The sequence below is a fragment of the Ruminiclostridium cellobioparum DSM 1351 = ATCC 15832 genome (assembly GCF_000621505.1).
Lineage (GTDB): Bacteria > Bacillota > Clostridia > Acetivibrionales > DSM-1351 > Ruminiclostridium > Ruminiclostridium cellobioparum.
This window is the reverse complement of record NZ_KK211296.1, coordinates 1-26,993: the sequence shown is the minus strand read 5'-3', so window position 1 is coordinate 26,993 and position 26,993 is coordinate 1. Positions and strand designations below refer to the sequence as shown.

22 protein-coding genes are annotated in these 26,993 nt (G+C 44.6%); 8 read left to right on the top strand and 14 right to left on the bottom strand.

The annotated features are described in order from the left end of the window. Positions 1-64 precede the first annotated feature (64 nt). Both T344_RS0126220 and T344_RS0126215 read left to right on the top strand, forming a co-directional pair. A complete protein-coding gene (locus T344_RS0126220) occupies positions 65-2,584 on the top strand; it encodes a CoA-disulfide reductase (protein WP_027631168.1) in 2,520 nt (839 codons plus the stop codon). A 46-nt stretch (positions 2,585-2,630) separates the two neighbouring features. Then, positions 2,631-2,933 carry an ArsR/SmtB family transcription factor gene (locus tag T344_RS0126215; RefSeq protein ID WP_027631167.1) on the top strand — a complete coding sequence of 101 codons (303 nt, stop codon included), beginning with the start codon at positions 2,631-2,633 and terminating at the stop codon, positions 2,931-2,933. Between the two features lie 4 nt (positions 2,934-2,937). On the opposite strand, the gene T344_RS0126210 is transcribed toward T344_RS0126215, so the two are convergent. From T344_RS0126210 to T344_RS0126195, 4 genes are all read right to left on the bottom strand, one after another. Continuing rightward, entirely contained in the window at positions 2,938-3,261 is a 324-nt protein-coding gene (locus T344_RS0126210) for a hypothetical protein (protein WP_027631166.1), read from the bottom strand. Between the two features lie 98 nt (positions 3,262-3,359). Further along, positions 3,360-3,575 (bottom strand): hypothetical protein, encoded by a 216-nt coding sequence (locus tag T344_RS0126205; protein WP_027631165.1) that lies wholly within the window; start codon positions 3,573-3,575, stop codon positions 3,360-3,362. Positions 3,576-3,800: 225 nt separating this feature from the next. Next, positions 3,801-4,403: a DNA-3-methyladenine glycosylase family protein gene (locus T344_RS0126200; protein WP_027631164.1), complete on the bottom strand. Its 603-nt coding sequence runs from the start codon at positions 4,401-4,403 to the stop codon at positions 3,801-3,803. Continuing rightward, a complete protein-coding gene (locus tag T344_RS0126195) occupies positions 4,390-4,911 on the bottom strand; it encodes a methylated-DNA--[protein]-cysteine S-methyltransferase (protein WP_027631163.1) in 522 nt (173 codons plus the stop codon). Before T344_RS0126195 ends, T344_RS0126200 begins: the two co-directional genes overlap by 14 nt. Before the next feature lie 175 nt (positions 4,912-5,086). Between T344_RS0126195 and T344_RS0126190 the strand changes: the two genes are divergently transcribed. The 5 genes from T344_RS0126190 to T344_RS0126170 all read left to right on the top strand — a co-directional run bounded on the left by T344_RS0126190 (position 5,087) and on the right by T344_RS0126170 (position 11,222). Next, positions 5,087-5,782, top strand: a complete 696-nt coding sequence (locus tag T344_RS0126190; protein ID WP_027631162.1) for a FadR/GntR family transcriptional regulator — start codon at positions 5,087-5,089, stop codon at positions 5,780-5,782. Between the two features lie 287 nt (positions 5,783-6,069). Further along, positions 6,070-7,626: an L-lactate permease gene (locus T344_RS0126185; protein WP_027631161.1), complete on the top strand. Its 1,557-nt coding sequence runs from the start codon at positions 6,070-6,072 to the stop codon at positions 7,624-7,626. A 99-nt stretch (positions 7,627-7,725) separates the two neighbouring features. After that, positions 7,726-8,514 (top strand): electron transfer flavoprotein subunit beta/FixA family protein, encoded by a 789-nt coding sequence (locus tag T344_RS0126180; RefSeq protein WP_004627967.1) that lies wholly within the window; start codon positions 7,726-7,728, stop codon positions 8,512-8,514. A gap of 10 nt (positions 8,515-8,524) precedes the next feature. Next, entirely contained in the window at positions 8,525-9,718 is a 1,194-nt protein-coding gene (locus T344_RS0126175; RefSeq protein WP_027631160.1) for an electron transfer flavoprotein subunit alpha/FixB family protein, read from the top strand. Between the two features lie 103 nt (positions 9,719-9,821). Next, positions 9,822-11,222 carry an FAD-binding oxidoreductase gene (locus T344_RS0126170; protein ID WP_027631159.1) on the top strand — a complete coding sequence of 467 codons (1,401 nt, stop codon included), beginning with the start codon at positions 9,822-9,824 and terminating at the stop codon, positions 11,220-11,222. An 824-nt stretch (positions 11,223-12,046) separates the two neighbouring features. On the opposite strand, the gene T344_RS0126155 is transcribed toward T344_RS0126170, so the two are convergent. Further along, complete coding sequence (locus T344_RS0126155) at positions 12,047-13,066, bottom strand: aldo/keto reductase (protein ID WP_027631157.1); 1,020 nt, start codon at positions 13,064-13,066, stop codon at positions 12,047-12,049. Positions 13,067-13,408: 342 nt separating this feature from the next. Here T344_RS0126155 and T344_RS31090 point away from each other — a divergent pair, with 342 nt between their 5' ends. Beyond that, a complete protein-coding gene (locus tag T344_RS31090) occupies positions 13,409-13,564 on the top strand; it encodes a hypothetical protein (RefSeq protein ID WP_154669479.1) in 156 nt (51 codons plus the stop codon). Between the two features lie 275 nt (positions 13,565-13,839). On the opposite strand, the gene T344_RS0126140 is transcribed toward T344_RS31090, so the two are convergent. From T344_RS0126140 to T344_RS0126100, 9 genes are all read right to left on the bottom strand, one after another. Continuing rightward, positions 13,840-16,014, bottom strand: a complete 2,175-nt coding sequence (locus tag T344_RS0126140; RefSeq protein WP_034863281.1) for a beta-glucosidase family protein — start codon at positions 16,012-16,014, stop codon at positions 13,840-13,842. A 111-nt stretch (positions 16,015-16,125) separates the two neighbouring features. Continuing rightward, positions 16,126-17,670 carry a response regulator gene (locus T344_RS0126135; RefSeq protein WP_242842151.1) on the bottom strand — a complete coding sequence of 515 codons (1,545 nt, stop codon included), beginning with the start codon at positions 17,668-17,670 and terminating at the stop codon, positions 16,126-16,128. Positions 17,671-17,741: 71 nt separating this feature from the next. After that, entirely contained in the window at positions 17,742-19,520 is a 1,779-nt protein-coding gene (locus T344_RS0126130) for a sensor histidine kinase (protein WP_034863277.1), read from the bottom strand. Positions 19,521-19,531: 11 nt separating this feature from the next. Then, positions 19,532-20,830: an extracellular solute-binding protein gene (locus tag T344_RS0126125; RefSeq protein ID WP_027631153.1), complete on the bottom strand. Its 1,299-nt coding sequence runs from the start codon at positions 20,828-20,830 to the stop codon at positions 19,532-19,534. A gap of 119 nt (positions 20,831-20,949) precedes the next feature. Next, positions 20,950-21,783, bottom strand: coding sequence for a carbohydrate ABC transporter permease (locus T344_RS0126120; protein ID WP_027631152.1), 834 nt, complete (start codon positions 21,781-21,783; stop codon positions 20,950-20,952). A 3-nt stretch (positions 21,784-21,786) separates the two neighbouring features. Beyond that, positions 21,787-22,689, bottom strand: a complete 903-nt coding sequence (locus tag T344_RS0126115) for a carbohydrate ABC transporter permease (protein WP_027631151.1) — start codon at positions 22,687-22,689, stop codon at positions 21,787-21,789. Positions 22,690-22,827: 138 nt separating this feature from the next. Beyond that, a complete protein-coding gene (locus T344_RS0126110) occupies positions 22,828-24,195 on the bottom strand; it encodes an extracellular solute-binding protein (RefSeq protein WP_027631150.1) in 1,368 nt (455 codons plus the stop codon). Positions 24,196-24,392: 197 nt separating this feature from the next. Then, positions 24,393-25,544 carry a carboxynorspermidine decarboxylase gene (nspC, locus tag T344_RS0126105; protein ID WP_034863308.1) on the bottom strand — a complete coding sequence of 384 codons (1,152 nt, stop codon included), beginning with the start codon at positions 25,542-25,544 and terminating at the stop codon, positions 24,393-24,395. Positions 25,545-25,679: 135 nt separating this feature from the next. Beyond that, positions 25,680-26,879 (bottom strand): saccharopine dehydrogenase family protein, encoded by a 1,200-nt coding sequence (locus tag T344_RS0126100; RefSeq protein WP_027631148.1) that lies wholly within the window; start codon positions 26,877-26,879, stop codon positions 25,680-25,682. Between the last annotated feature and the right edge of the window lie 114 nt (positions 26,880-26,993).

The following is a 26,993-nucleotide window of genomic DNA, read 5'->3' as shown; positions in this document are numbered from 1 at the left end:
GGGTACCAATTGTATCGTAAAATCATAATATAATAATATATTAATTGATTTGGGAGGTCTGTCCATGAGTATAAAGGTTATCATTGTCGGTGGTGTTGCCGGCGGAGCAAGTGCCGCAGCCAGGTTGAGGAGGCTGGATGAAAATTCCGAGATTATCCTCATAGAAAAGGGTGAGCATATATCTTTTGCGAATTGCGGTCTTCCCTATTACATAGGCGAAGTCATCAAGGAAAAAGAAAAACTTTTGGTTCAAACCCCGGAAAAAATGAAGGAACGTTTTAATATAGATGTCAGAGTTTGTTCCGAGGTTAAAAGTATAAACACAGAAAACAAAAGCGTTGAAATATTTGATAAACCCCAGAACAAAACCTATATCGAATCATATGATAAATTAATACTGTCGCCCGGCGCCGAACCTGTCAGGCCGGGCCTGCCGGGAATCGAAGCAAAGAGGATCTTTACCCTCCGGAACATACCCGACACATATAGGATCAAAGACTTTGTAGAAAAGGCTTCACCAAAAAGGGCGGTAATTGTAGGCGCCGGCTTCATAGGCCTTGAAGTGGCGGAAAACCTTCATTTACAGGGTATAAATGTCACTGTTGTGGAGCTTGCCGACCATGTCATAGGACCTCTGGACTTTGAGATGGCCGCAATTGTTCATCAGCATCTGAAGGCAAAGGGAGTCGAGCTTTATCTGAAGGAAGCTGTCCAGGCCTTTGAGGAAGACGATACTGCCATACGGGTCAAACTGTCGGGCGGCAGAACACTGAGAGCAGATATGGTTATACTGGGAATAGGAGTCAGGCCCGAAACCGGGCTGGCAGTGGGAGCCGGGCTGAAAATAGGTCAAACGGGGGGCATATGTGTCAATGAGTATCTCCAGACCTCCAACCCGGATATCTACGCGGTGGGAGATGCAATTGAGGTACAGGATTTTGTAAGCCGGAACCCGGCATTGATCCCGCTTGCAGGTCCCGCCAACAAGCAGGGTCGGATTGCGGCAAACAATATATACGGGCTGAAGGAAAAGTACTCGGGCACCCAGGGAACTTCAATCGTCAAGATATTTGACCTTACGGTAGCTGTTTCAGGAAATAACGAGAGGGTATTAAAGCGCAGCGGCGCCGCTTATGAGAAATCCATCACGCATACGGCCTCACATGCAAGCTATTATCCCGGTGCCATTCCAATGTCGGTAAAGCTGCTTTTCAGCAATGACAGCGGAAAACTCCTGGGTGCGCAAATCGTAGGGTATGACGGTGTGGACAAAAGGATGGATGTACTGGCAACGGCCATGCGTGCAGGCATGACGGTTTCGGATCTGGAAACCCTTGAACTGGCGTATGCGCCTCCCTATTCCTCCGCAAAAGATCCTGTAAACATAGCAGGCTACACCGCCAATAATATCCTGAAAAAAGACTCCTTTGTATTTCATTGGGATGAGGTGGCAGGAATTGACACAGCCAGAGATATCCTGCTGGATGTGCGGGAAGAGGAAGAAGCCCTGCTCGGGACTATCGACGGTGCAATAAACATTCCCCTTGACCGGCTCAGGAGCAGAATCCATGAATTTCCAAAGGATAAAACCATATATATTTTCTGCCAGGTGGGCTTAAGAGGGTATCTCGCCGTCAGAATCCTATTGCAGCTGGGTTTTAAAAATGTTAAAAATTTGAGCGGAGGTTACAAAACATATCATACGGCTTCAATCAAGCAATCCAATGAAGATATATTCAGTAATGACAACAATGCCGCTGCAGCCGGTTATTCCGCTGAAAACGAGGTGGCGGCAAGTACCGGAGGAACAGAAACTCCCCTGCAGGCTCCCCTGCAAACTGCCTGCCGGCCCGAAGAGGCAAAGGTCAGGCTTCAGCTGGATGCTTGCGGACTGCAATGTCCGGGGCCCATCATGACGGTCTATAATGCCATGAAGGATCTGGACTATGATGAAATCCTTGAAGTCAGGGCAACTGACCCGGCTTTCCAGGAGGATATCGGCACCTGGTGCAAAACCACCGGCAACAGCCTGCTGGGAGTAAATTATGAAAAAAATGTATTCACCGCAAGGATAAAAAAAGAAATAAAAAAGGAAAATAATTTTGCAGAAAAGAAAAATAACAAATCGATGATTGTATTCAGCAACGACCTGGACAAGGCAATCGCATCCTTTATTATTGCAAACGGAGCTGCCGCCATGGGAAGAAAGGTCACCATGTTTTTTACCTTCTGGGGACTGAATATTTTAAGAAGGCCCGGCGGTCCGGGTGTAAAAAAAGACTTTATTTCCAGGATGTTTGGTGTTATGATGCCTAAGGGATCAAAAAAATTATCCCTGTCAAAAATGAATATGGCAGGCATGGGACCAAAGATGATACGGTACCTTATGAACAAAAAGGATGTCTTTTCCCTGGAAGTCCTGATAGACCAGGCTAAACAGAACGGTATCGAGTTTGTTGCCTGCAATATGTCAATGGACATAATGGGTATAAAAAAAGAGGAGCTCATTGACGGCGTCACCATAGGAGGCGTGGCATCCTTCCTTGGCTCGGCCGAAGAATCCGATATGAGCTTGTTTATCTGATTCCCTTTAGCATTGGAAAAAAGTTACCTGCAAGGAGGTTTCCCCATTGATCGATTTGAAAATATATGAAAAAAAAGCTGATAAAATTAAAGCAATAGCACACCCTCACAGGCTCTGCATCATAAAGGGCCTGATGGAGGGCGGCTGTAATGTAACCAGGATACAGGAATGTCTCGGCCTCCCCCAGTCAACGGTTTCACAGCACCTTGCAAAGCTCAAGGCGGCCGGAATAATAGCCGGGGTGCGCAACGGCCTGGAAATCTGCTACAGAGTGGTGGACGAAGACGTCATCAATATGGTTAAAATTCTTTTAAAGGAGGAAATTGAGGATATTAAGGAAAATAAATAACGGATTATTTTTCCCTTTTCTCTTTCTCAATTTTTCTCCAATGATATATGAAGGATGGCAGCGCCACGACAACTACAGACGTGGATTTTGCCACAGCTTTGCCTCTTAGGGTTCGCTGGTTCTGCTCATTTCTTCTCTGACTCTCCTCATAGGCCTTTTTTTCCTCTTCGGTCTGCCCGGTTTTATCTATTGGGGCGGTGTCGTAATAATAGTTGGTAGGGAAAATCAGGTCGGTCAAATTCTGAATTGTAAAAATCAGCCCTATAAGTATCAGCATCAGTGACACAAAGCTTACCAGATATAAATATATATTCCTGAGTTTAAACATAGTTTACCTCTGCAGGAAATTGGATGGAACTGCCCGAAAACCTGCTCCGGCAATTCCCATCAATTTCCGGATCAAAATTTTTAATATGCTTTAATATACTATTGAATTGACTTTAACTCATGTTCTGTCAAATGATCCACAAAAAGACCCTTCAGTTCCTCTTCTGCCGAACAGCTTCTCTGGTAATACCAGTACTTTACATCAGCCTCTACCTGGTCGTCCGTTCCCTCCGGCTTTTTAGGATAAACGGCAATCAGTGCTTTTGTTTCCTTATCCCTTAAACCGACTTTCTCAAATCTCTCGAATTTACCCATATAAGTACTATCTACCTTTCCGGCTCACAAAATATGATACGACACACATACCGTGAGCCGGATATGGCGTGTTCCCATGAAAAATACCTTCTGGACAATAAAAAATCGGGTATATAAATATATATACCCAATTATCAAAATATCTTTCGTTTTAATTTTCATTTCGTTTTGATTTTTATTTTATTTTGATTTTCATTTTATTTTGATTTTTATTTCATGTTAACTTTATTCTCTGGAAATTTCCCAGAGGTACAGCGACGCCACCGTCCCGTAAGGAGAGTATCTTTTTACATACCTGTCAAACTGTTCTTTTGTCAAAGTTTTCAATCCATACAATTTCATCATTCCCCGCTGGATTGCCAGATCTCCCCAGCTGACCACATCGGGTCTTTCCATTGAAAATATCAAAAGCATTTCGGCAGTCCATTTCCCTATTCCGTTAAGGGAGGACAGACAGGAAATCACCCCGGCATCCTCACTCCTTTGAAGCAGTTCAAGGTCAATTCTTCCGTCCAGTACCGCCTGGCCGATACCTTTGATATACTGTACCTTCCGGTGTGACAATCCGCACTGCTGTATCCGGTCGGCAGGTATTTCGGCTATGGTTCCGGGTGTTATTTCACCGAACTTTTCAGTCACCCTGTTCCAGACCGTTTCAGCAGCTTTGGCAGATATCTGCTGTCCTACTATACTGTTTACAAGCGCAGTAAACAGGTCTGGTATCACTTCGCGTTCAATCCTGCCTATTCTGTCAATTGCCGCACAAAGCTTTTTATCTTTTTTTCTGAGGTAATCAATTTCCTTTTGTCCGTAATTAAATATCCGCATGTTTTTGTTCAATCTCCAAAAGCTGCTGTTTGGTTTCCAGGCCCCCTCTGTAGCCTGTAAGCTTCCCGTTTGAGCCTATAACCCTGTGGCAGGGTATAATAAGAGGTATGGGATTTCGGTTGTTGGCCAGTCCCACCGCCCTCGAAGCCTTGGGGTTGCCTGCCGCCGCCGCTATTTCCCTATAGCTTCTTGTCTCTCCGAAAGGAATCTCACACAGACATTGCCACACATTTTTCATGAAATCGGTTCCCTGGGGTGCCAGAGGCAGTGAAAAACTCTTCCGCCTGCCGGAAAAATATTCTTCCATCTGCTGCAGGGCCTCCTTTATAAGACCTGTCTCCCTGACTGCGTATTCCTCTCCCCTGAAGGTCACCGGGCCTGTATCTTTTGTAACCGGTAAATCAATTCCCGGCAATTCCCCTTCAAAAAAAATATTTGTTATATGCTCATCTTTTTCTGCAATTCCGATGCGCCCGATTGCAGTGCTGTAAATAAATATGTTTTTCATTTGACCAACCTTTCCATCAATGTCCGCCATTACTTCTTACACTGAAAATATCACAATATCGGAGTTAATTCAACATACCCGGACCATTTATTTTTCAGCGGGTTGTTTTTAGCCCATACTGATGATAGGATAATATTGTTACTGCAATTCATAAACCGCGGAAATGGTGATGAACATGGAAAAACAGGATTCTTCAAAAAGAACTTATGAATCAATAATCGACTCTATAAAAACCGACCTGATCACCGGAAAACTTTCCTCCGGGGACAAGCTGCCGCCTGAAAGGGATCTGGCCAGACAGTTTGGAGTAAGCCGTACATCAATAAGAGAGGCCTTGCGTACTCTTGAAATACTGGGTGTAATTGAAAGCATTCAAGGCTCTGGAAACTTTATTACGGGAAATTATACAAAGAGTCTCACAGAATCAATGTCCATGATGTTCCTGCTGCAGCAGTTCAACAGCCTTCAAATAAGTGAATTGAGAGAGGCCCTGGAAACGAAGGCAGCTCTTCTGGCTGTTGAAAACATAACGGATGAACAAATAAAAAGGCTTGAGGAAATAGTCGGAGAAATGGCTGTAACAGAGGATGAGAACAAAAACGTGGCACTGGACAGCGAGCTCCACTACACAATTGCCGCCGCCTCACACAACAGCATTATCATACAGATACTCAAAATTCTGGAGGAACTGATAAACATATATATCAAGGACAGGCGCAAGGAAATTCTATCCAACAGGGACAATGTATCCAGGCTCCAGAATATTCATGAAAAAATTGTCCATTCCTTAAAGGCCAGAGACTCAAAAGCCACTCATGAAGCCATCATGCAGCATTTTGACATCATTGCCCAATACATTAAGCACAATTGACCTTCAGGTATTTTTGACCTCATTGAGGTCTTTTTTATTCCAGATATATGCAGGTAAAGTTAAAATAAATAGTTAAATAAATAACTATTGTTTACACGGCTTTAGTGATATTGTAATATAAAGATACAAATTGGTACGACCAATATGTGTAACATGCACAAACACTTGAATTCAGATGTTTATTTTTTTAATCAAATTGGTCATACCAATTTACAGCACTTCTTTATGCTAACTGCTCAAAGCTAAAACCAATGCTAGCCAATACTGATTTTCAAAGGAGAAAAGCCATGAATATCGCTGTTTTATTTGTATTAGCTCTTTTACCCATAATGTGGCTTATTGTTTCACTGGGTGTACTTAAATGGCCGGGTTATAAGGCATGTCCCATCGCTTTTGGACTGACGGCGGCTCTTGCAGTATTTGTATGGAAACTCAATCTGCCGGACACTCTTACCGCAGGTCTGGAAGGTGTGGCCCTGGCAATATGGCCAATAACCCTTGTTATCATAGCGGCAGTATTTACTTACAATCTGTCTCTCCATACCGGAGGCATGGATGTAATTAAAAGAATGATAACAGGTGTCACCACCGATAAAAGAATACTGATCCTTATTCTGGCCTGGGGCTTCGGCGGTTTTCTCGAAGCAATAGCAGGCTTCGGAACAGCGGTTGCCATACCTGCGGGTATACTGGTCGCACTGGGTTTCAACCCTCTTTTTGCCGCAGTGATCTGCCTCATATCCAACACAACTCCTACTGCCTTCGGTGCCATCGGTATCCCGGTAGTTACCCTGGCCAAGGTAACCGGCCTGGATGTATCGCAGCTGTCCTATGCCGTGGGAATTCAGCTTTTGCCGCTGGTAATGCTGCTTCCCTTCGCACTTGTAATGCTTACAGGCAAATCCTTTAAAGCTGTTAAAGGAATCTTCGGCATCACACTGGTTTCGGGTATTTCCTTCGCAGTACCCCAGCTCCTCATAGCAAAATACCTCGGACCCGAGCTTCCGGCAGTCGTAGGCGCGGTTTGTTCAATGATGTGTACTGTAATAGCCGCCAAACTTTTTAAAGGCAAGGCTCCTGTACCTAAAGAATATCAGATACAAACGGCTGGAGCAGCAAAGCAGGAAAAGATAACACTGAAACAGGGCTTGATGGCCTGGCTGCCATTCATACTGGTATTCCTCTTCATACTGTGCTCTTCAACACTGATCCCTCCGGTAAACGAGGCTTTGTCGGCAGTCAAGACCTCGGTTCAAATCTTTACCGGCGAGGGAGCGAAGCCTTATACCTTCTCCTGGCTGGCAGCACCCGGAACGCTGATTATTATAGCAACTTATATCGGCGGTATGATACAGGGAGTAAAGTTCAAAACAATAACAGGCATACTTTTAAAAACGGTTAAACAGTTGATTAAATCCACCATTACAATAGTCTCCATCATTGCCCTGGCCAAAGTAATGGGTTACAGCGGAATGATAAACTCCATAGCCACAGTGCTGGTTATGATCACAGGTTCGTTCTATCCGCTGGTGGCACCCCTTATAGGAGCCCTGGGAACCTTTGTAACAGGCAGTGATACCTCGGCAAATGTATTGTTCGGTAATCTTCAGTCCGAGGCTGCAAAGGCAGCCGGAGCAAATCCGTACTGGATAGCCGCCATAAACACAGGCGGGGCAACGGCAGGAAAAATGATCTCTCCCCAGAGCATCGCCATAGCGGTTGCAGCTACAGGCCTGGCAGGCAGCGAGGGCAAGATTCTCGGAAGCACCATAAAGGTTTGCGCAGTGTATGTAGTTATTTTAGGATTAATCAGCTATTTCTGCAGTTCATTATTCGGTTTCTAGCAGTTTATTCGCCTTATAGCGGATGAGGAGAGAAAAAATTTCATTACAGTTTTGTGGCCGCTAAGCGGCTCAAAGCCATACATGGCTTAGGAGGTTAATATGAATATTTTAGTTTGTATAAAACAGGTACCCGGGACCAATAAGGTTGAGGTTGATCCGGTTACGGGAGTCTTAAAAAGGGACGGTGTGGATTCAAAAATGAATCCCTATGACCTGTATGCCCTTGAAACAGCTTTAAAATTAAAGGAAGCCCACGGCGGCTCGGTTACGGTAATCAGTATGGGACCTCCCCAGGCAAAGCAGATAATAATGGAAGCCTTTGCAATGGGCGCAGATGAAGGCATACTGCTTTCGGACAGAAAGTTCGGCGGTTCCGATGTGCTTGCCACCAGCTATACCCTTTCCCAGGGTGTGGCACAGCTGGGGAAATTCGAGCTGATACTGTGCGGCAAGCAGACCACTGACGGCGATACGGCACAGGTAGGCCCGGAAATGGCCGAATACTTGAATATACCCAGTATATCCAACGTTAAAAAATTAATTGAAATCGGTGACAGTCATATTACGGTTGAAATGGATATGGCAAATACGGTTGAAATTGCCAAGGTCCCCTACCCCTGCCTTCTGACGGTGGATAAGGATATCTGTCAGCCGAGGCTTCCCTCCTACGTCAAAAAAATGGAGACAAAAAACCGGGAAATAAAAATCATCTCATTTAATGATCTGGGAGATCAGGATGAAAAGAAATACGGTTTAAACGGTTCTCCCACACAGGTGCAAAGAATATTTCCTCCCGAGGCCAACAATCACCGCGAGCTCTGGAATGATGCCGCCGAGGATATTCCCGAAAAATTATTCAATAAAATCAAAGAATTGAAATTTGTTTAGGAGGCAAACCATGTCAAAATTAATAATCCATCAAGATAAAATAACAAATATCAAAGAATTTATGGCAGTTTGCCCATTTGGTGCGCTGGAAAAAAACAATGGCAGGGTTGAGGTAAACAGTGCCTGTAAAATGTGCGGACTCTGCGTAAAAAAAGGACCGGCAGGCGCTGCCGAGCTGTTGAAGGAAGAGCAGGCAGGTATAGACAAATCCGCCTGGAACGGGATAGCGGTCTATGTGGATCATGTTAACGGGGATATCCACCCCGTAACCTATGAATTGATCGGAAAGGCCAGAGAACTGGCAGATAAGGTAAACCACAAGGTTTACTGCATATTTATGGGCAATAAAATCGGAGACAGTGCAGCCGGGCTGCTTCACTACGGAGTTGACGAAGTATATGTTTATGACTATGAAGAATTGGATCACTTTAAAATAGATGCCTATACCGCCGTATTTGAAGACTTTATAAATAAAATAAAGCCTTCCTCCATCCTGGTAGGTGCAACCAGCGTCGGGAGACAGCTTGCCCCCAGGGTAGCCGCCAGATTCAGAACAGGACTTACAGCCGACTGCACCATCCTGGATATCAGGGAAAACACCGATCTTGTTCAAATAAGACCTGCATTCGGAGGAAATATCATGGCAGAGATCATGACCCCCAACGCAAGACCTCAGATGGCTACAGTCCGTTACAAGGTTATGAATTCCCCTGAAAGGAAAGCAGAACCGGCAGGCAGGATAATAAGCTGCAAGATTGGCAGGGAGTGTCTGGAGTCCAAAATAGATGTCCTGGGAGTTGTGGAAAAGCCGAAGGAAAATCTCATAGAAAACGCAGATGTTCTGGTCGTTGCAGGCAGAGGAGTCAGAGCACAGGAAGATCTGAAACTCATAAAGGAGCTGGCCGACCTTCTGGGAGGGGAAATTGCCTGCACCAGACCCATGATTGAAGCGGGCTGGTTTGACGCAAAAAAACAGATCGGCCTGAGCGGAAGAACAGTGAGACCCAAGCTCATAATAACCTGCGGAGTCTCCGGTTCGGTACAGTTCGCAGCCGGTATGAACAACTCGGACTATATATTTGCAATAAACAAGGATGAAAAGGCATCAATCTTTAAAATAGCACATTATGGCATCGTCGGGGATTTATATGATATTCTTCCGAAGCTCATTGAAAAAATCAAGGTATCAAGGAGGCCAGCGTGAAAAACTCATTAAGTGGATCATCATACTTTTCACGCATAAAAAACCCTGGCGGGTTTTCATTACTAATTTTATCGCTGCAAACAGCGAAATGGGAGGTATATAAATGAATTACAAAATATTCGACCAGAAGGACTTCGAAGCTGTAACCCGTATAATAGACGACACAGAAAGAGTTCTTTACAGGGAAAACATAAATGAAGAGTACAGCCATGATGAGCTTGGAGGCACTGAATGCTATCCCGATATTGTTGTCCGGGCGGTTTCAACCGAAGAAGTATCGGCAGTTATGAAATATGCCTTTGAAAACAACATTCCGGTTACACCCAGAGGCTCGGGCACCGGTCTTGTGGGAGGTGCCGTCCCCATAAACAAGGGGATTGTTATGGACCTGAGCCTGATGAACCATTTCCTTGAGCTCGATGAGGAAAATCTGACAGTCACTGTTGAACCGGGTGTTCTGCTCATGGAGCTCTCAAAGTATGTCGAGGAGCACGATCTTTTCTATCCCCCCGATCCGGGTGAAAAAACCGCAACCATCGGAGGCAATATCAATACCAATGCCGGAGGTATGCGTGCGGTAAAATACGGTGTTACCAGGGATTATGTCAGAGGTCTGGAAATAGTTCTGCCCAATGGTAATATTGTCAGTTTCGGCGGCAAGGTGGTCAAGAACAGTTCGGGTTATGCCATGAAGGATCTGATAGTTGGCTCCGAGGGCACTCTGGGCATAATAACAAAGGCAATCTTAAAGCTTCTGCCTCTGCCTAAAAAAGCAATCAGCCTTTTAATACCTTTTCCGTCTCTGGAGCAGGCTATAGGAACAGTACCCCTGATTATCAAGTCAAAGACCATTCCCACCGCTATTGAATTTATGCAGAGACAGACAATCATGGATGCCGAAGAATTTCTGGGCAAAAAGTTCCCCGACAATCAGTCTGACTCCTACCTGCTCTTGAAATTTGACGGCAATTCCACCGAAGAAATCGAAGCCTCCTATGACAGTGTTGCAAAAATATGTCTGGAACAGGGAGCCATTGATATTCTCATTTCCGATACCGAGGAAAGGAATGATTCCATCTGGAAGGCCAGAGGCGCATTCCTTGAAGCAATTAAAGCCTCCACCACCTATATGGACGAAGTGGATGTGGTTGTTCCCAGGAACAAGGTTAGCGAAATAGTTGAATTCAGCCATAAACTTCAGGATCAGGTAGGCGTGAGGATCAAGAGCTTCGGCCATGCCGGAGACGGTAATCTTCATGCATATATCCTCAAGGACGACCTCAGCGAAGAAGAATGGGAAAAGAGACTTGCCCTGGCTATGGAGGAAATGTATAAAAAGGCAAACGAACTCCGGGGACAGGTTTCTGGAGAGCACGGTATCGGTTATGCAAAGAAGCCTTATCTCAAGGAATCTCTTGATCCTGAAATAATGGGGATAATGAGAGGGATAAAGCTGGCTTTCGACCCCAAAAATATATTAAATCCAGGGAAGGTATGCCAGTAACGGCTTTTAGCGGACTGTGGAATTAAGAAGCTGCAATATCCTCAATTGACTCTTTAATTTGTACTTCCTATGTTAACAAAACACAATGTGGCGGGTAAGCTGGAATAGGGTTTACCGGTACTCCCGTACAAAAATTAAGTCAAAGGGATTGCTCCCCAAGCAGTTGCTTGAATTTTTATTGGCTCGTTCAAATTCTTCCGCCGTCGCACAACAAGCAGCCTCCTGCTGCTCTTGATGCTCAAAGCGACCTCCTGTCGCTTTGACGGCTGCATCATTTGAACTTCGCCAAAAAATTCAGCAACTGCTTTCTATCGAGCCTCCCTTTGACTTTAATTTTGTCCTCGCGTACCGGAAAACCCTATGTCTTTCTGCCTCATTGTGTTTTGTTGTTCAAGTATATAAGTTAAAGAATCTTTGTAGTTATTGCAGTCTATCTGTATTGCTCAGTCCGGTATTGCTGCTGCCGGCATAATTCCTTCCGGCTTTGAGATATTTTTTCAACATGCTAAAACCGGCCACGTGCCTCCCTTTGAATTTAATTCTGTCCTCGCGTACCGGTAAAGTCAAATTGTTTCTCTGCCGCTTTGTGTTTTGTTGTTTTAGTACCCTCTATTGACAATGTATAACACGCCTCACGCAGGCTATTTTGCCACTTTTCTTTGTCGTCGTCCTTGGCTTGCGGCAAGGCAAAGGCGTGCAGTAAGGCTTTGTGCCTTGCAAGCGGCTTCAACGCAGCCGCAGGGCAAATTAACCACTCAAAAACGTATTGTACATTGTCAATAGAGGGTATAGTAAGTTAAAGAGTCTTTGTGGTTATTGCAGCTTTACATATGCTCATTATAAAACTCGGTGTAATTTGCCAGCTGGCTTTTGAGCAGGTTTGGAGTGTCTATTTTATATGGACAGTGCTCCCTGCACTGGCCGCATTCTATACATTTGTTTATAAGCTCCATTTTATCCCTGAAAGCATCCTGCAGGAACTGCTGATAGGGGGCCCTCCTCAAAAGCAGGGAGATTCTTGCCTGGGTAGGTATCTCTATACCTGCAGGACATGGCATACAGTAGCCGCAGCCCCTGCAGAAATTGCCCGCCAGCTCTTCCCGGTCCTTATTGATGACCTCCCATAAGGCTTGGTCCAGCACAGGAGGATTCTTTTCCAGTGCCAGAAACTCGTCCAGCTCCCTCTCCCGCTGAATGCCCCATATGGGTACGACATTTTCATACTGGCGCAGGAAAGCAAAGGTTGACGCGGCATTTGTTATAAGACCGCCTGACATTGCTTTCATGGCAATCAGGCCCACATCATATCTTATACATTCTTCTATCAGCTCCAGATCCACGTCGGAGGATAAGGAGCTCAAAGGAAATTGCATCGTATCATACAGCCCTGATGCAACTGCTTCCATAGCTGTTTTTATTCTATGGTTTGTTATACCGATAAAACGTATCATGCCCTTCTTCTTCGCTTCCAGAAGTCCTGCATAAGTACTGTCCGGATCATTGGGATCAGGCAGTTCGGCAGGATTGTGAAGCTGAAGTATATCCACATAATCGGTTTTCATATTTATAAGACTTGTCTCAAGGTGTTCAAACAGTGTCTTTTTATCGCTGGCAAAAGTTTTAGTAGCTATTATAATATCTTTTCTGACTTCTGAAAGAGCATATCCGACCTTCTCTTCGCTGTCGGTGTAAGCTCTGGCCGTATCAAAAAAGTTAATTCCGTTATCATATGCCTTTAATAACAATTCCTTTGCTTCATCAAAGGAAACCCTCTGTATGGGAAGTGCTCCAAAGCTGCTTCTTGCAACCATCAGACCTGTCCGTCCCAATCTTGTTCTTTCCATAAAAATCACCAACCTTTTCTTTGTGTCTGAGTTCAACTCTGTATCTCATAATTATAGTCCTAAAAAGTAATTAAATGCAAATACATGAACAAAGTGGCTGTGCTCTGTGACGGTCATATATAAATGCTGATGGTACCCTCTATTGACAAAGTACAACACGCCTCACGCCGGTGATTTTTGAGCGAGAGAATTTGGTTTGCGACAAGTCAAAGACGTGCAGTAAGGCTTTGTGCCTTGCAAGCGACTTACGCAGCCGCAGGGCAAATTAACCACTCAAAAACGTATTGTACATTGTCAATAGAGGGTAATATGGTATAATTAAATTCTCAGGAGGTCTGGAACATGGACGATAAAATTTTTGAATTAATGACAAAAATATATTCGGAAATGAAGCAGCAGTTTGATGTGCTTAATAAAAAGTTGGATTTAAAAGCAGATAAAACCGATATTGCAAGGTTTGGCCATATTGTAAAACAGATTTCAAATCACAAACTATAACTTATTCTATTTCTTTGGAACCTGCAAGAAGTATGCAGCATCTAAACAATATATTGCCTATGGTCAATTCTTCTACTTCCTTTACCAATTTAATCCGAAAATCTTTGCTGAACTCAGTCATAAAAAGTACACCTCCAAAAGTTAGATTTTTTTATCTAACATTTGTGGTGCACTTTACATCTCACACGGGCTGTTTTACCGGCTGTTTACCGTACTGTTTTATTAAAATTTTATTATTTAACTTTGCCTATTTACCTGCCTCTTGCCATCCACAGCTATTTCAGAGTGAATTCGGCCTTTAAAAGGTCCTTATCGGCAGAGGACGCTCCTATCATGGCAATATAAACTATATCTTCCACAACCCAGCCTTTGGAGGTTTCGCAGTAATAAGCCAGTTCCCGGCTGTCAAGTTCAATGGTTACCGTCTTTTCCTGCCCTGGCTCCAGGCTGACTTTTGTAAAGCCCTTCAGGTCCTTCACATGGCGCTCAACCCTGGAATCCTTATAGCCCACATAGAGCTGAACAACCTCATCCCCTGCCATTTTGCCGGTATTTTTAACCTCAACGCTTACAATGATTTTCCCATTTTCGGCCGAAGCCCTGGCGTGGCTGTAGCTGTAGGTGGTATAGCTCATTCCGAAGCCGAAGGGGTAAGTGACTGCATAGTTGTTTTTATCGGCAAGGAAATACCCGTGGTAATAGTCATAAACAATCTCGGTGGCATCCATATCATAATAGGGAAGCTGCTGCGGGGTCGCAGGAACCGTAACAGGCATTTTGGCCGACGGATTCACGCTTCCGAACAAAATGTTCGCAAGTGCAGTTCCGCCCTCCATACCCGGATACCACTGCATGAGAATTGCTTTGGCAAACTTCTTCCAGGGCTCTACAATTATTGTGCTGCCGCCCTGCATTACCACTATGACATTGGGGTTGACCCGGGAAACCGTTTCAATGAGGTCTTCATCCTCTGGGTGCAGGCCCAGATTTTTTCTGTCTCCGCCCACATCTCCTCCATTTGTAATAAATTCACCCTCGTCAAGTGAAGTAAGGCCTGCAACCACCACCACTGCATCGGCATTTCTGGACAGTTCCTGAGCCTGGTGGGGGGTCCTTCCGTCAACATAGCATATCTCAATGCTGCCGCCGGCTTCATTGACAAGCCCCTGAAGGGGAGTGACCACATAGGGAGGGAATACGGCACTGCTGCCCTTCAGGTCACCGGTATTGGGCCGGACGGCCAGCTTTCCGACCACCGTAATTTTTTTGACCCTGTCCCTGTGGAGGGGTAATATGCCGTCATTTTTAAGAAGAACCGTGGACTTTTCAGATACCTCCAGAGCCAGGGCCGCATGTTCCCTTGAGCCCATTTTATCTTCAGAATATAATGCCCTGTCACCCACAAAGGAAAATCTGATCTTTTGCCTCAGAATGCGCTTGACTGCCTCATCTATCCTGCTTTCGTCCACCTTGACCTCCCTGACCGCTTCCACAAGCCTTTCTCCGAAATACTGTGTGGCATACATTTCTATGCACATTCCTCCGTTAGCCGCTTCTACCGTGTCTCTCACACCCCATATGAAGTCGGACATCACCAGACCTTTGAAACCCCAGTCACCGTTGAGTATCTGATTGAGAAGGTAGCTGTTGTGCCCGCACCACTGCCCTCTTACACGGTTGTAGGCACTCATGATTGCAGCTGCGCCCGCATCCACACAGGCTTTAAAGTGGGGGAGATAGATTTCCCGCAGGGTCCTTTCGTCCATTTGCACGTCAACCTTGAAGCGGGCGTTTTCCATACTGTTTGCGGCGTAATGTTTTATGCAGGCCATCATGTGCTTTTGAACGCCCTTTGTCAAAGCCGCACCCATTTTTCCAAGCAGAACCGTATCTTCTCCGTAGGTTTCCTGGGCACGTCCCCAGGCAGGGTGGCGCAGCAGGTTTATACAAACCCCGGCAAAGAAGTTTGCGCCGCCCGAGCGGCCCTCTATTCCAATGACATCTCCCACACGTTCCTCCAGTTCGGTATCCCAGGAGGAGCCGCGGGCTATGGAGACAGGGAAGGCGGTGGCATGATAGCCCAGCACTATTCCCGTAGGTCCGTCTGTAAATTTGACTGCCGGTATGCCAAGTTCCAGGTTTTCTCCGGCATAATAGGGTATGAAATTATATCTCGGAGGATTGATGAGTGCATATCTTGCATAATTATCGCAGGACATCTGGTGAACCTTCTGCTCCAGGGACATCTCACTCAAAACATCCTCTGCCAGCCTGTCAATCTCCTCTTCGGACATGGGAGGCAGATTTTCAAATCTTCCCCATTCAGTCTCCAGATGCCTGACAGGATTCTCTTCCAGTTCTTTTAGAATAATACTGTCAAATTCCTTTTTTTCTTTTCTTGGGAGACGAAAGTATTCGTCACAGTGAAAAATTCTGGTATTTACTGCCATAGCTACAATACCTCCTGATCATGGTTATAGTATTAGTTTCCTTAATAATCGCAGTTTTAATGCAAATCCTGCAAATTTGTCATGGGACTGGAAAACAGTTTACCAATTATTTTATTCGGGATTGTTAAGCTTTTCTCTGAACTCCTTCGGCGATAATCCGGTATTTTTCTTAAAGGCCAGAGAAAAATAATTTGTGTCGTGATAACCTACCTTTTCGGCAATCTCGTAGGTTTTCAGCCTTGACGCCCCCAAAAGCTGCTTTGCCTTCTCAATGCGGAGCCTGGTAATGTATTCGTTGCAGCCCTCTCCCATTTCCTTTTTGAACAGCCTGGAAAAATAATTCCGGGCAACATGGAACTGCTCTGCCAGGGTAAATACCGTAAGGTCCTCGGTCAGATTGTCCTTAATATATTTGGTAGCGGCTTCAACTATCTCATGCATTTGTTTTTTGTTGGTATACATCAGTTTGGCAATAAACATTTCTATGAAAACACAGCAGTTTTCAAGGTCGTTGCTCTGCAGTGTCGTTATCAGAGTCTCCAGACGGCCGTCGGCCTGGTAGCCTGTGGTTTTCAGATATTCCCAGTAAAAGGCCGAAGCCAGCTCATAGAATTTCTGCTCGGCATTCACCTTTTTCATTCCTGAGTTTTTTACCTCGTCAATATACAGCTTAAGGTACTTTTTTACCGCTTCGGTATCCGGTATGCTCTCCAGCATCTGATTCCTGTAGTACGACAGCTTATCCTTCTGCCTGGAGCCTTCAATACCCTGGCTATCCTCCTGCAAATCAAATTCTGCTTTGTTTGCTTTCACATTCTCTTTTGCTTTTTTGTATGAGGTCTTTATTTTGGAAATATTGGCCACTATGGGACCGATACCGGTCTCCAGATCCACGTCATATTCCACATTTACAATTTCCTGAAGCCTGGAAATCTGGTCCTCGGCACTGTCATTATTATTTTTTATGTAAAAGATCACAACAATATCTCCGTCCCTGTTTTGAAAGGTCCAGCCCGAATTATTGGAATCAATCATATCTATAAGAATGGTTTTAATTGAAATCAACAATAGATTTTTATGCTGCACCCACACACTGTCACCTGACAGCACGGGTGATATGAGCCCCACCTGATACCGGCAGTTCTCCTCCAGAGCCAGATCATCAATATCCATTTCTTCGGTCTCATTGGACTTTTCGGTCAGCTGCATGAGTGATTTTTCAAAGGCTCTCTGATTTTCCAGTACCCTCTTCCTGTTGAGGATATTGCATTTCAAAGAGGACTGCAGCTCGTTTTTTATGTTTTCCACCTGGAGCTTGATGCTGTTTGCCAGGCTGACTTCATCCACCGGCTTCAGTATGAATTCTTTAACACCGAGATAGCAGCTCTTCTGAGCATATTTAAAATCATCATAGCCGGTAAGTACAAGCACCTTCAGATCGGGAAGGAATTCAAGCATAAGCCTGGTCATTTCCAGGCCGTCCATTTCAGGCATGCATATATCGGTCAGTACAATATCGGGCTTTGTTTCACGGGCAAGTTCAAGAGCCTCCTGGGCACAGGAAGCAGTCCGGACGTCACCTATCTCAAGCTTTTTCCATGGAATCATATTATACAGGCCGTTCCGTATCATTACCTCATCGTCAACTATCAGCACTTTGTACAATATACTTCACCAACCTTTTCCTTTAAGTCTATTTTCCCAAGTCATAAGAAACCCTCTGCAAATTATATATTGTTTTCCTCCCGGTTAATATGCAATCTGACATTTACGGTGACACCGCCGTACTCGTTGCTCTCATAGAACAAGCCATAGGGGTTTCCGTAAAAAAGCTTTATCCTCCTGTGGACATTCCTGACCCCGTAGCCCACACCCGAATCGTTATCCTCCAGTGTACGGTTCAGGCTTTTTATCTGGTCGGGGACCATACCTATACCATTGTCTATGACTTTTACGATCAAATCCTCCCCTTCACGGACAGCGGTTATTTTTATAAAGCCCTTTGACTGCTTGACTCTCAGGCCGTGATATATCGAGTTTTCCACCAGGGGCTGAAGGGTCATTTTAGGTATCATTACCTCCAGAAATTCCTCGGGAATATCTATATAACTTTCCATCTTGTCCTTATACCGCATTTCCTGTATGGTCAGATAGTTTTCAACATGCTGGGACTCATTCATCAGGGGAATAATGGCCTCTCCACGGCTCAGGCTTATGCGGTAGAAGCCTGCCAGGGCTTTTACCATGGTCGAAATTTCATGATGCCCGTTCATAAGGGCCTGCCAATGTATTGACTCCAGCGTGTTATAAAGAAAGTGAGGATTTATCTGTGCCTGGAGTGCTTTAAACTCGATCTCCTTTAACTGCCTTTGTTCATCATATATTCTCTGCATGAGGACATTTATCTGTTCCACCATGAGGTTGAAACCTTTTGATACCTGTTCGAAATCATAGCCGTGGTCCGATAGGTTTATGCGTGTGGTCAGATCCCCCTTTGATACCATTGACATCCTGTATATCAGATCATTAAAGGGCCGCAGCAAATGCCGGCTGAAAATCAATGAGATAAATGATGCCAGTATTATGGTGAAAATAACTATGGCCAGTATTGCCAGAAGCATTACATTATTATCTCTAAGGAGGTAGCTGATGGGAAGAGTACCCACCACATACCAGTCCCAGTCTTCTATGTATTTATATACGACCAGCTTTCCTCCGATCTCGGCCGAACCGTCGTGCTTATCCAGGATTTCATCCAGCCCGGCACTTGAACTTATCTTACTCTTGTCGGTGTGGGAAACAATTGTACCCTGACCGTTCATAATAAAGGTTTCAAGGGGGAGATCCCTTTTGCTGTGGGAATAAAACCTGGCCACCACATCCTCCGTTACCGATATGCCCAGCATGCCGATGGGTCTCTTTATCCTGTATATATCAAATATGGGCTGGTATATTGTAAGGGTATATTTCTTCGTTAAAATGGGATCCTGCCTGAAACTGACCCTTATGGGACTTCCTGAGATGTCCTTTTTTGACATGTAGGCTGCCACATTGGAGTAGTCGGAGTCCTGTCCTGCTTTTGTGGGTCCCAGATAAAGAATATTATTGTCAATGGCCTTATAAAGAAACATATATAATATATCTCTCTTGGAGCCCATTATATTGGACATGGACCGGTAAACATCGTCCACAGTGGCCGAAAAGTCCATGCTGTCTTCATCATGTCTCGAAAGATATTCCTGAAAGCTTCTGTCGGTGACTATGCTGTCGGGAGTACTTTCAATGTTTTGAAGGTAGTCCTCAAGGTTTGAGGTATTTTGCTGGAGTTGAAGCATTGTCATATCTTTTGCCTGCTGTTTTATGGAACGGCTGGTCACAGTATATGAAAAGCCCACCACTATCAATACGGTCAAGCATATTGTTATTACAAGATAATAAGTAAGTTTTGATCTGAAAGGAATATTCCTCATTTTCTTTTTAGCTAATTGTAATAACCAGTTCTTCATAGGCTCACCCTTTATTGACTATAGTACTGTCGTGTTATATCTTCCATACTCTTTGCAGCACGTTTAGGGTCCTCACCCCCGAATATCTGCCTTGTAAGGGCTAAATGGGCCTCCGAAAGCTTGGGAGGGAGGTATTGGTCATACCAGAATTGAACATTTGGAGATTTCTTTATAAAATCAAATACTTCATTTGTCAGCGGATCTTCTATGCTGACATCGTTAACCGGAGGAATTTTGCCTGCGTGAATGCGCTTTTGAACCGCAGTATCGTCAATGAGATACTGCACAAGCTCAAAGGCCTGATCAATGTAATTGCAGGAACCTGCCACAGAGTAAAAATTATCCCCCATGGTACCTATGGAATTGTTTGGATTTCCCTTCCCCCCTTCAATTGCGGGGAAAGGAAAAACTCCTATCTTTTCATAAAATCCGGGATTTTCAAATTTTACATTGCTCAAAAACCAGCTTCCGGCCAAGGTCATGGCAGCCGTTTCATTATAGAGAAGATTGCGCGCATCTCCGGAATCCTCATCCATCCAGTTGAACCCCTGGGGAAAAGCTCTCATGTCAACCAGCTGCTGTACCATTTGACCGGCTCTTACAAATACTTCATTGTCAAAGGAACCGTTATTTTTCCTGTTAGCAGCATTGTCAAACACCTCGGGTCCTCCCAGGCGGTCCACAAAATACATATAGAACATGGAACCCGTCCAGGCCGTTCTGTTGGCCAGGGCAAAAGGTATATAACCATGTTCTTTAAGTACCTCGATATTCTTCTTGAGCTGGGTGAAATTGGCGGGTTCCGACAGGTTAAGCGTCTTATAGATACTCTTATTATAGAAAATCATTGCAACCGACATATTTTCTACCGGAACACCCCATATTCCGTCTCCGAAGGTAACCATATCAAGTGCTTTTTTGTTGAATCTGGAGCTGTAATCCTCCTTGCTCATATAACTGCTCAGGTTTACAACTCCTCCGATGCTCACATATTCCTTCAATATGCTTCCCGACCAGGTTGGAAACACGTCCGGCATCTGATTTGTAGCCACACACACAGAAAGTCTGTTCTTATACAGATCATTGGGAATTAGTTCATGTACTACCTCAAAACCACTATTGCTGCTCTCAAACCGGTTGACTGAATCGGTAATAACCTCGTTTACGGCAGAATCCCCCTGAATACTGTACAGGGTCAGCTGTTTTTTCTGCGCTCTCTGAGTGGTCATACCCATGTGTCCGTCGTAAAAACAGCCCGACAGCGGAAGAACTATTATAAGTGCAATAAGGATTGGAAGTATTCTTTTCACGCTAACCTCCTCTGCATGCTTACGTGTGTTATAAACCGCCAGGGATAACATATGCATTTTTATTATACACCATATTTATCCCCGGGTAACAGCAAAAAAGTTTTACATGTATACAGCCCCTATCCTTTCACGGCTCCTGCCATCATGCCTTTGATCAGCTTATCCTGACCGATGGCAAAGGCAACTATCATGGGAAGTGCGCAAAAGGTCAATACGGCCATTATCATGGGGACATTGGAATTATATTGTCCCTGGAAATCCCATATTGACAAAGGCAATGTCCTGCTCTTTGCCGACTGGGTCAGTACAAGTGCGAAGCTGAATTCATTCCACATGTTGACGGCGTTGTAAATGGCCAGTGTGGCCAGTCCCGCCTTTGACAAAGGCGCGATGATATGGAAGAAGGTCCTGTATTTGCCGCAGCCGTCTATTTCAGCAGATTCTTCCAGTTCCTTCGGTATTTCTGCCATAAAACTGGTCAGAATGAATACCGATATGGGCAGATTGAAGGCGGTATACGGCCCTATAAGCGCATAAATGGTGTCATACAGGTGTATTTTCTGGGTCAGCTGAAAGATAGGTATAAGAGTCACGTGTATGGGCACGGCCATTGCGGCTACCACAAGTCCGAACAGGGGCTTGTTAAGCTTAAATTTAAATCTTGAAAATGGATATGCCGCGCACAGTGCCGTAACCAGAATAAGTACCAGTGAAACAATCACCACAAAGGTGCTGTTCAGCAAATATTTGTAAAACTGGCTTTTAATAACACCTGCGAAGTTGTCCATATAAAAACCCTTGGGTATTGAAAATACACCTGTGGTGAGAATTTCAAACTGTTCTTTAAAGGCTGAGATTACCATGAAGTAAAATGGAGCTCCTGCTATAACCAACCATAACAGGGCCAATAACGCTACAATTATTTTTCCGGCTGAATTTTTTTTCCTGGTCATCCTTTACGCCTCCTCCCTTCCGTTCAAAGCCCTGAGGGTCAGCAATGAAATCAATGTAATTACAAGGAACATACCTGAGGCAATGGTTGAGCCATAGCTCATTTGCATTGTCTGGAAGGCGTTTTTGTACATATACGTGGCCATGAGCTCTGTCGCACCGTTAGGTCCTCCCTGGGTCATAACGTATATAAGATCAAAATATTTTAACGAGCCCACAAGTGAGAGAACCGCAGCGCTCTTTACAGTACCCTTCATACAGGGCAGTGCAACTCTCCAGAAGTACTGTCCGTATGTGGCACCGTCGATTATTGAAGCTTCGTAGAGTTCCTCGGGCAGGGAACTGAAAGCCGCCAGGAAATATACCATGTAAAATGGAATGTACTGCCAGCATATGACTGTGATAACGGCATAAATGGCGACCTTTGGATTTCCCAGCAGATCTACCATGCCTTCTCCTCCGAATAATGTGGACACTGCACTTATGAGCCCGAACTGGGGGTCGTAGGTATATTTAAAGAGGAAGCCGACTGCCACTGAGGACATGAGCATGGGCAGGAAATAGACCATCTTGAGGAAATTCAGTTTCTTTCCCCCCGTATCCAGCAGAAAGGCCAGTGCCATGGCTATGGGCAGCTGTATGGCTATTGACAGGATTACTATTATTATATTATTAAGAAAAGACTTGTAAAAGACGGTGTCGGTCGCAAGTGTTTTCCAGTTTTCCAAGCCGTAAAAAACCTTATTGGAACTGATTCCGTTCCAGTTGTGAAGACTTAGCCAAAAAGAGTTGATAATAGGATATACTATAAAAATCAAGATAAAGAGGAATACCGGAATAAGGAATACTGTTGCTGCAATTGCCGTATTGCGTTTTCTGTAGCTTAAGAGTGATTTGGTACTTTGCATTGTTTCTCCTCCCCTCTGAGTAAGCAGCTTATTTCAGACCGGTTATTTTTAGGAATAAATATTTTGACAGTAATATAATTGATGGGTATCAGATGAGTGATACCCAATCAATTATAGATACTTTTAAGTTACTGATTATTATTTGCCAAAGTATTTTTTAGCCGCTGCTTCCATTTCCTTGTTTACCTGTTCCGGAGTCTTTGCAAGACCAAATATGGCTTGTGAAGTATCCTTGTGAACCTGGGCAACTTCAGCCGGGAGATACTGATCATACCACAGCTGAACATAAGGAGCCTTTTCAACTGCATTTAATACATCCTGGAGGCGCGGGTCGGTAACCTTTACACCCTTTACAGGAGGAACTCTGCCGTTTTCAACACGTGTAGCCACAGCCTTGTCGTCTATAAGGTAAGTTATAGCTTTGAAGGCTCCTGCAACATCTTTGGAGGTTGCGGAAACTGAATAGAAGTTATCTCCTACAGTACCAACAACTGAATTGGGATCACCTTTTCCGTCGTCAGCAGCCGGGAATGGGAAAGAACCTACATTCTTATCAAAAAATTCCGGGTTTTCACCTTTAACGGTTGAAAGGAACCACGAGCCCATAAGTGTCATGGCAGCTTTTCCTGAATAAAGGAGAGTACGTGACTGTCCGGAATCTTCATCAAGACCGTTGAAGCCTTTGTTGAAGTAATCCTTCTTGACCCATTCCTGGATCTTGTTTCCGGCCTGGGTAAATGCTTCATTTTCAAAGGAACCTGTGCGCTGTGCCGCAGCATTGAAAGGTTCGGGTCCGCCGAAACGGTCAGCCAGATACATGTAATACATGGAACCTGTCCACTGAGTCTTGTTGGCCAGAGAGAAAGGTATGATACCATTCTTCTTTAAAGTGTCACAAAGAGCTTCAAGTTCTTTAATTGTCTTTGGAACCTGCAGATTATACTTTGCAAACAGCTCCTTGTTATAGAAGAACATTGCCACCGATGTGTTTTCAACAGGTACTGCCCAAATTTTATCTTTATATGTAGCCTGGTTTATAGCTGCCGTCATGAAGCGGTCTTTATAGTTATTTTCATTCATGTAGGTAGTTAAGTCAGCAATCTTTCCTTCATCGGCATATTGGTTCATCGGTCCGCCCGACCAGTGAGGGAATATGTCCGGAGTTTGATTTGAACTCATTGAAATCAGAAGCTTTTGTTTGAAAGCGTCATTTTGAACCGCTGTAACCTCAACAGTATAGTTTGGATTTTCTGTTGAGAAATTCTTCATCCACTCTTCCATAAGTCCCGGGAAAGGTTCTGTTGTCTGGATATGCCAAAATGTGAGTTTTACAGGCTCCCCTGCCGGTGCAGATGATTCTGCTGCGGTTGATGACGGAGCAGCACTGCTGGCTGCCGCGGTTGAGGTTGAAGTAGCTGCCGGTGTCGATGAACCGCAAGCTGCTATGGACAACGTCATAACGATGGCCATACCTGCAGCAAGGGCCTTACTAATAGCTTTTTTCATATTTTCATGACCTCCTTTAATATACTGGCATGAGCTCAATGTTCAGTCACGCCTTATGTATTTATAATAGCATCAAAGGAGGATCAATTTAATTTATAAAACTTACCTCTTCATATAATTTTGTGTCATATAGAAGCAAAAAACCTAACTTTTTTGTTAGGTTTATACAAAAATCAATATTCAATTCTAAACAATATTTACGATAATCTTGTCTCAAAATCACCGTACTGGAATTTCCTTACTATTTCCACCCCGTCCTTTTGGCTGTAAAGCACTATGGCCGGGAGATTGACACCGTTGAAGGTATTGTTCTTTACCATGGTGTAATGGGCCATGTCACAGAAAACCAGCCTGTCGCCCGGGTTCAGTGGTTCCCTGAAAGAATAGTCCCCTATTATGTCTCCCGCCAGACAGGTGGGGCCTCCCAACCTGTAAGTATACTTATTTTCCCCGGGCTTTCCGGCAGCTATTATGTTGGGTCTGTAGGGCATCTCCAGCACATCGGGCATATGGCAGGCCGCCGAGGTATCGAGTATTGCTATATTCATTTCATTCTCTACTATATCCAGTACCTCTGCCACCAGGTAGCCTGTGTTTAAAGCCACGGCTTCACCGGGTTCAAGATATACCTGTACGCCGTATTTATCCTGGAAGCGGCTTATGGTTCTGACAAGTGTCTCGATATCATAGTCCTGTCTTGTAATATGGTGTCCTCCCCCAAAATTCAGCCACTTCATGTGTTTTATAAACTCTCCGAACTTCTCTTCCACTGCTCCGGCGGTACGTTCCAGGGTGTCTGAATTCTGCTCGCACATGGTATGGAAATGCAGCCCGTCTATGCCGTCCAGCTGCTCGGGCCTGAAATTTTTCAGTGTGACTCCCAGCCTTGAATGCCTGGAGCAGGGATCATATATCGCATGCTCCTGCTCGGAATATTCAGGATTTATGCGTATCCCGCACTCTATCCTTTTGCCGGGGTAACTCTTGACCCTGGACCTAAACCTCTCCCACTGGGCAAAGGAGTTGAATACTATGTGATCTGTGTATTTCAGCAGTTCATCAAACTCCTCTTCGATATATGCGGGAGCATATACATGGACTTCCTTCCCCATTTTTTCATACCCCAGCCTGGCTTCAAAAAGCGAGCTGGAGGTAACACCTTTAAGGTACTTTCCAATCAGGGGATAAACCGCATGCATGGAAAAGCCCTTCTGGGCCAGCAGAATTTTGCAGCCCGTCCTTTTTTGGACTGAATCCAGTATTTCAAGATTTTTTATAAGAAGTCTTTCATCGACTATATAACAGGGTGTGGGCAATTTCCCAAAATCAATATCAATATTAATATCCATAACAGTTACCACGGCCTTTCCATATGAGGATATATATTATACGCCGCTGTCCACCTGCATACCTGCATCAAGCATGTGAACAGCGGCGTATTTTCAGTTTCGTATCAATCAGAAGCAATAGGAATTAATCAGGAATCAATCAAGAAGCCTGGGAGAAAAATCCTCTTTCCAGGGAAGCCCGTATTTGTTCAGGGCGTCCATAAACGGATCGGGATCAAACTCTTCCACATTGTATACTCCCGGTTTCTTCCAGATTCCCTTCAATATCATCATGGCACCTATCATGGCAGGAACCCCTGTTGTATAGGATATGGCCTGGGAGCCCACCTCGGCGTAGCATTCCTCATGGACGCATACATTGTAGACATAATATGTTCTGGGTTTTCCGTCCTTTATACCCTGTATGATGCAGCCAATGTTGGTCTTGCCCTTTGTTCTGGGTCCAAGTGAAGCAGGATCGGGCAATACGGCCTTTAAGAACTGAAGCGGAATTATTTTCTTACCCTCGAATTCTATTGGCTCTATTGAAGTCATACCCACATTTTCAAGCACTCTCAGGTGAGTGAGGTATTTTTCCGAAAAAGTCATCCAGAACCTGATTCTCTTTACGCCCTTTATATTCAAGGCAAGGGATTCTATTTCCTCATGGTGCAGCAGGTATATGTCCTTTGGTCCTATCTCGGGCAGATCATACACTTTTTTGAGCTCCAGAGGTTCTGTCTCCACCCATTCTCCGTTTTCCCAGTAGCTGCCGGGCGCTGTTATTTCACGTATATTGATTTCAGGGTTGAAGTTTGTAGCAAAGTGGTAGCCGTGATCGCCTGCATTGGCGTCAACTATATCAATATAATGTATTTCGTCAAAATAGTGTTTCTGGGCGTAAGCGCAAAAAACACTTGTTACGCCGGGGTCAAAGCCGCTGCCCAGCAGAGCTGTGATACCTGCCTTTTCAAATCTTTCCCTGTAGGCCCACTGCCATTTATATTCAAACTTTGGTATTTCAGGCGGCTCATAGTTTGCAGTGTCCAGATAGTGCACTCCTGTGGCAAGACACGCATCCATAATAGTGAGGTCCTGATACGGAAGCGCTACGTTTATAACTATGTCGGGCTTAAATTTATTTATAAGTTCAATAACCATTTCGGTGTTGTCTGCGTCAACCCGGGCAGTCTGGATTTTGGTTTTTCCTCCATCCAGTTTGGCTTTTATGGCATCGCACTTTTCAACTGTTCTGCTGGCTATGCATATTTCTTCGAATACATCGGGGTTCTGGCAGCATTTATGGATTACAACACTTGCAACGCCGCCCGCACCAATAATTAAAGCTTTTCCCATATTAACCTCCATGAGCCGCATAGCGGCCACAAAATGTAATGAAAACCTATATCCTTTATCGCAATGTGGCGAATAAAGGAGGTTAATTGGCCATGTGCGCTTTCAAAGTATTGC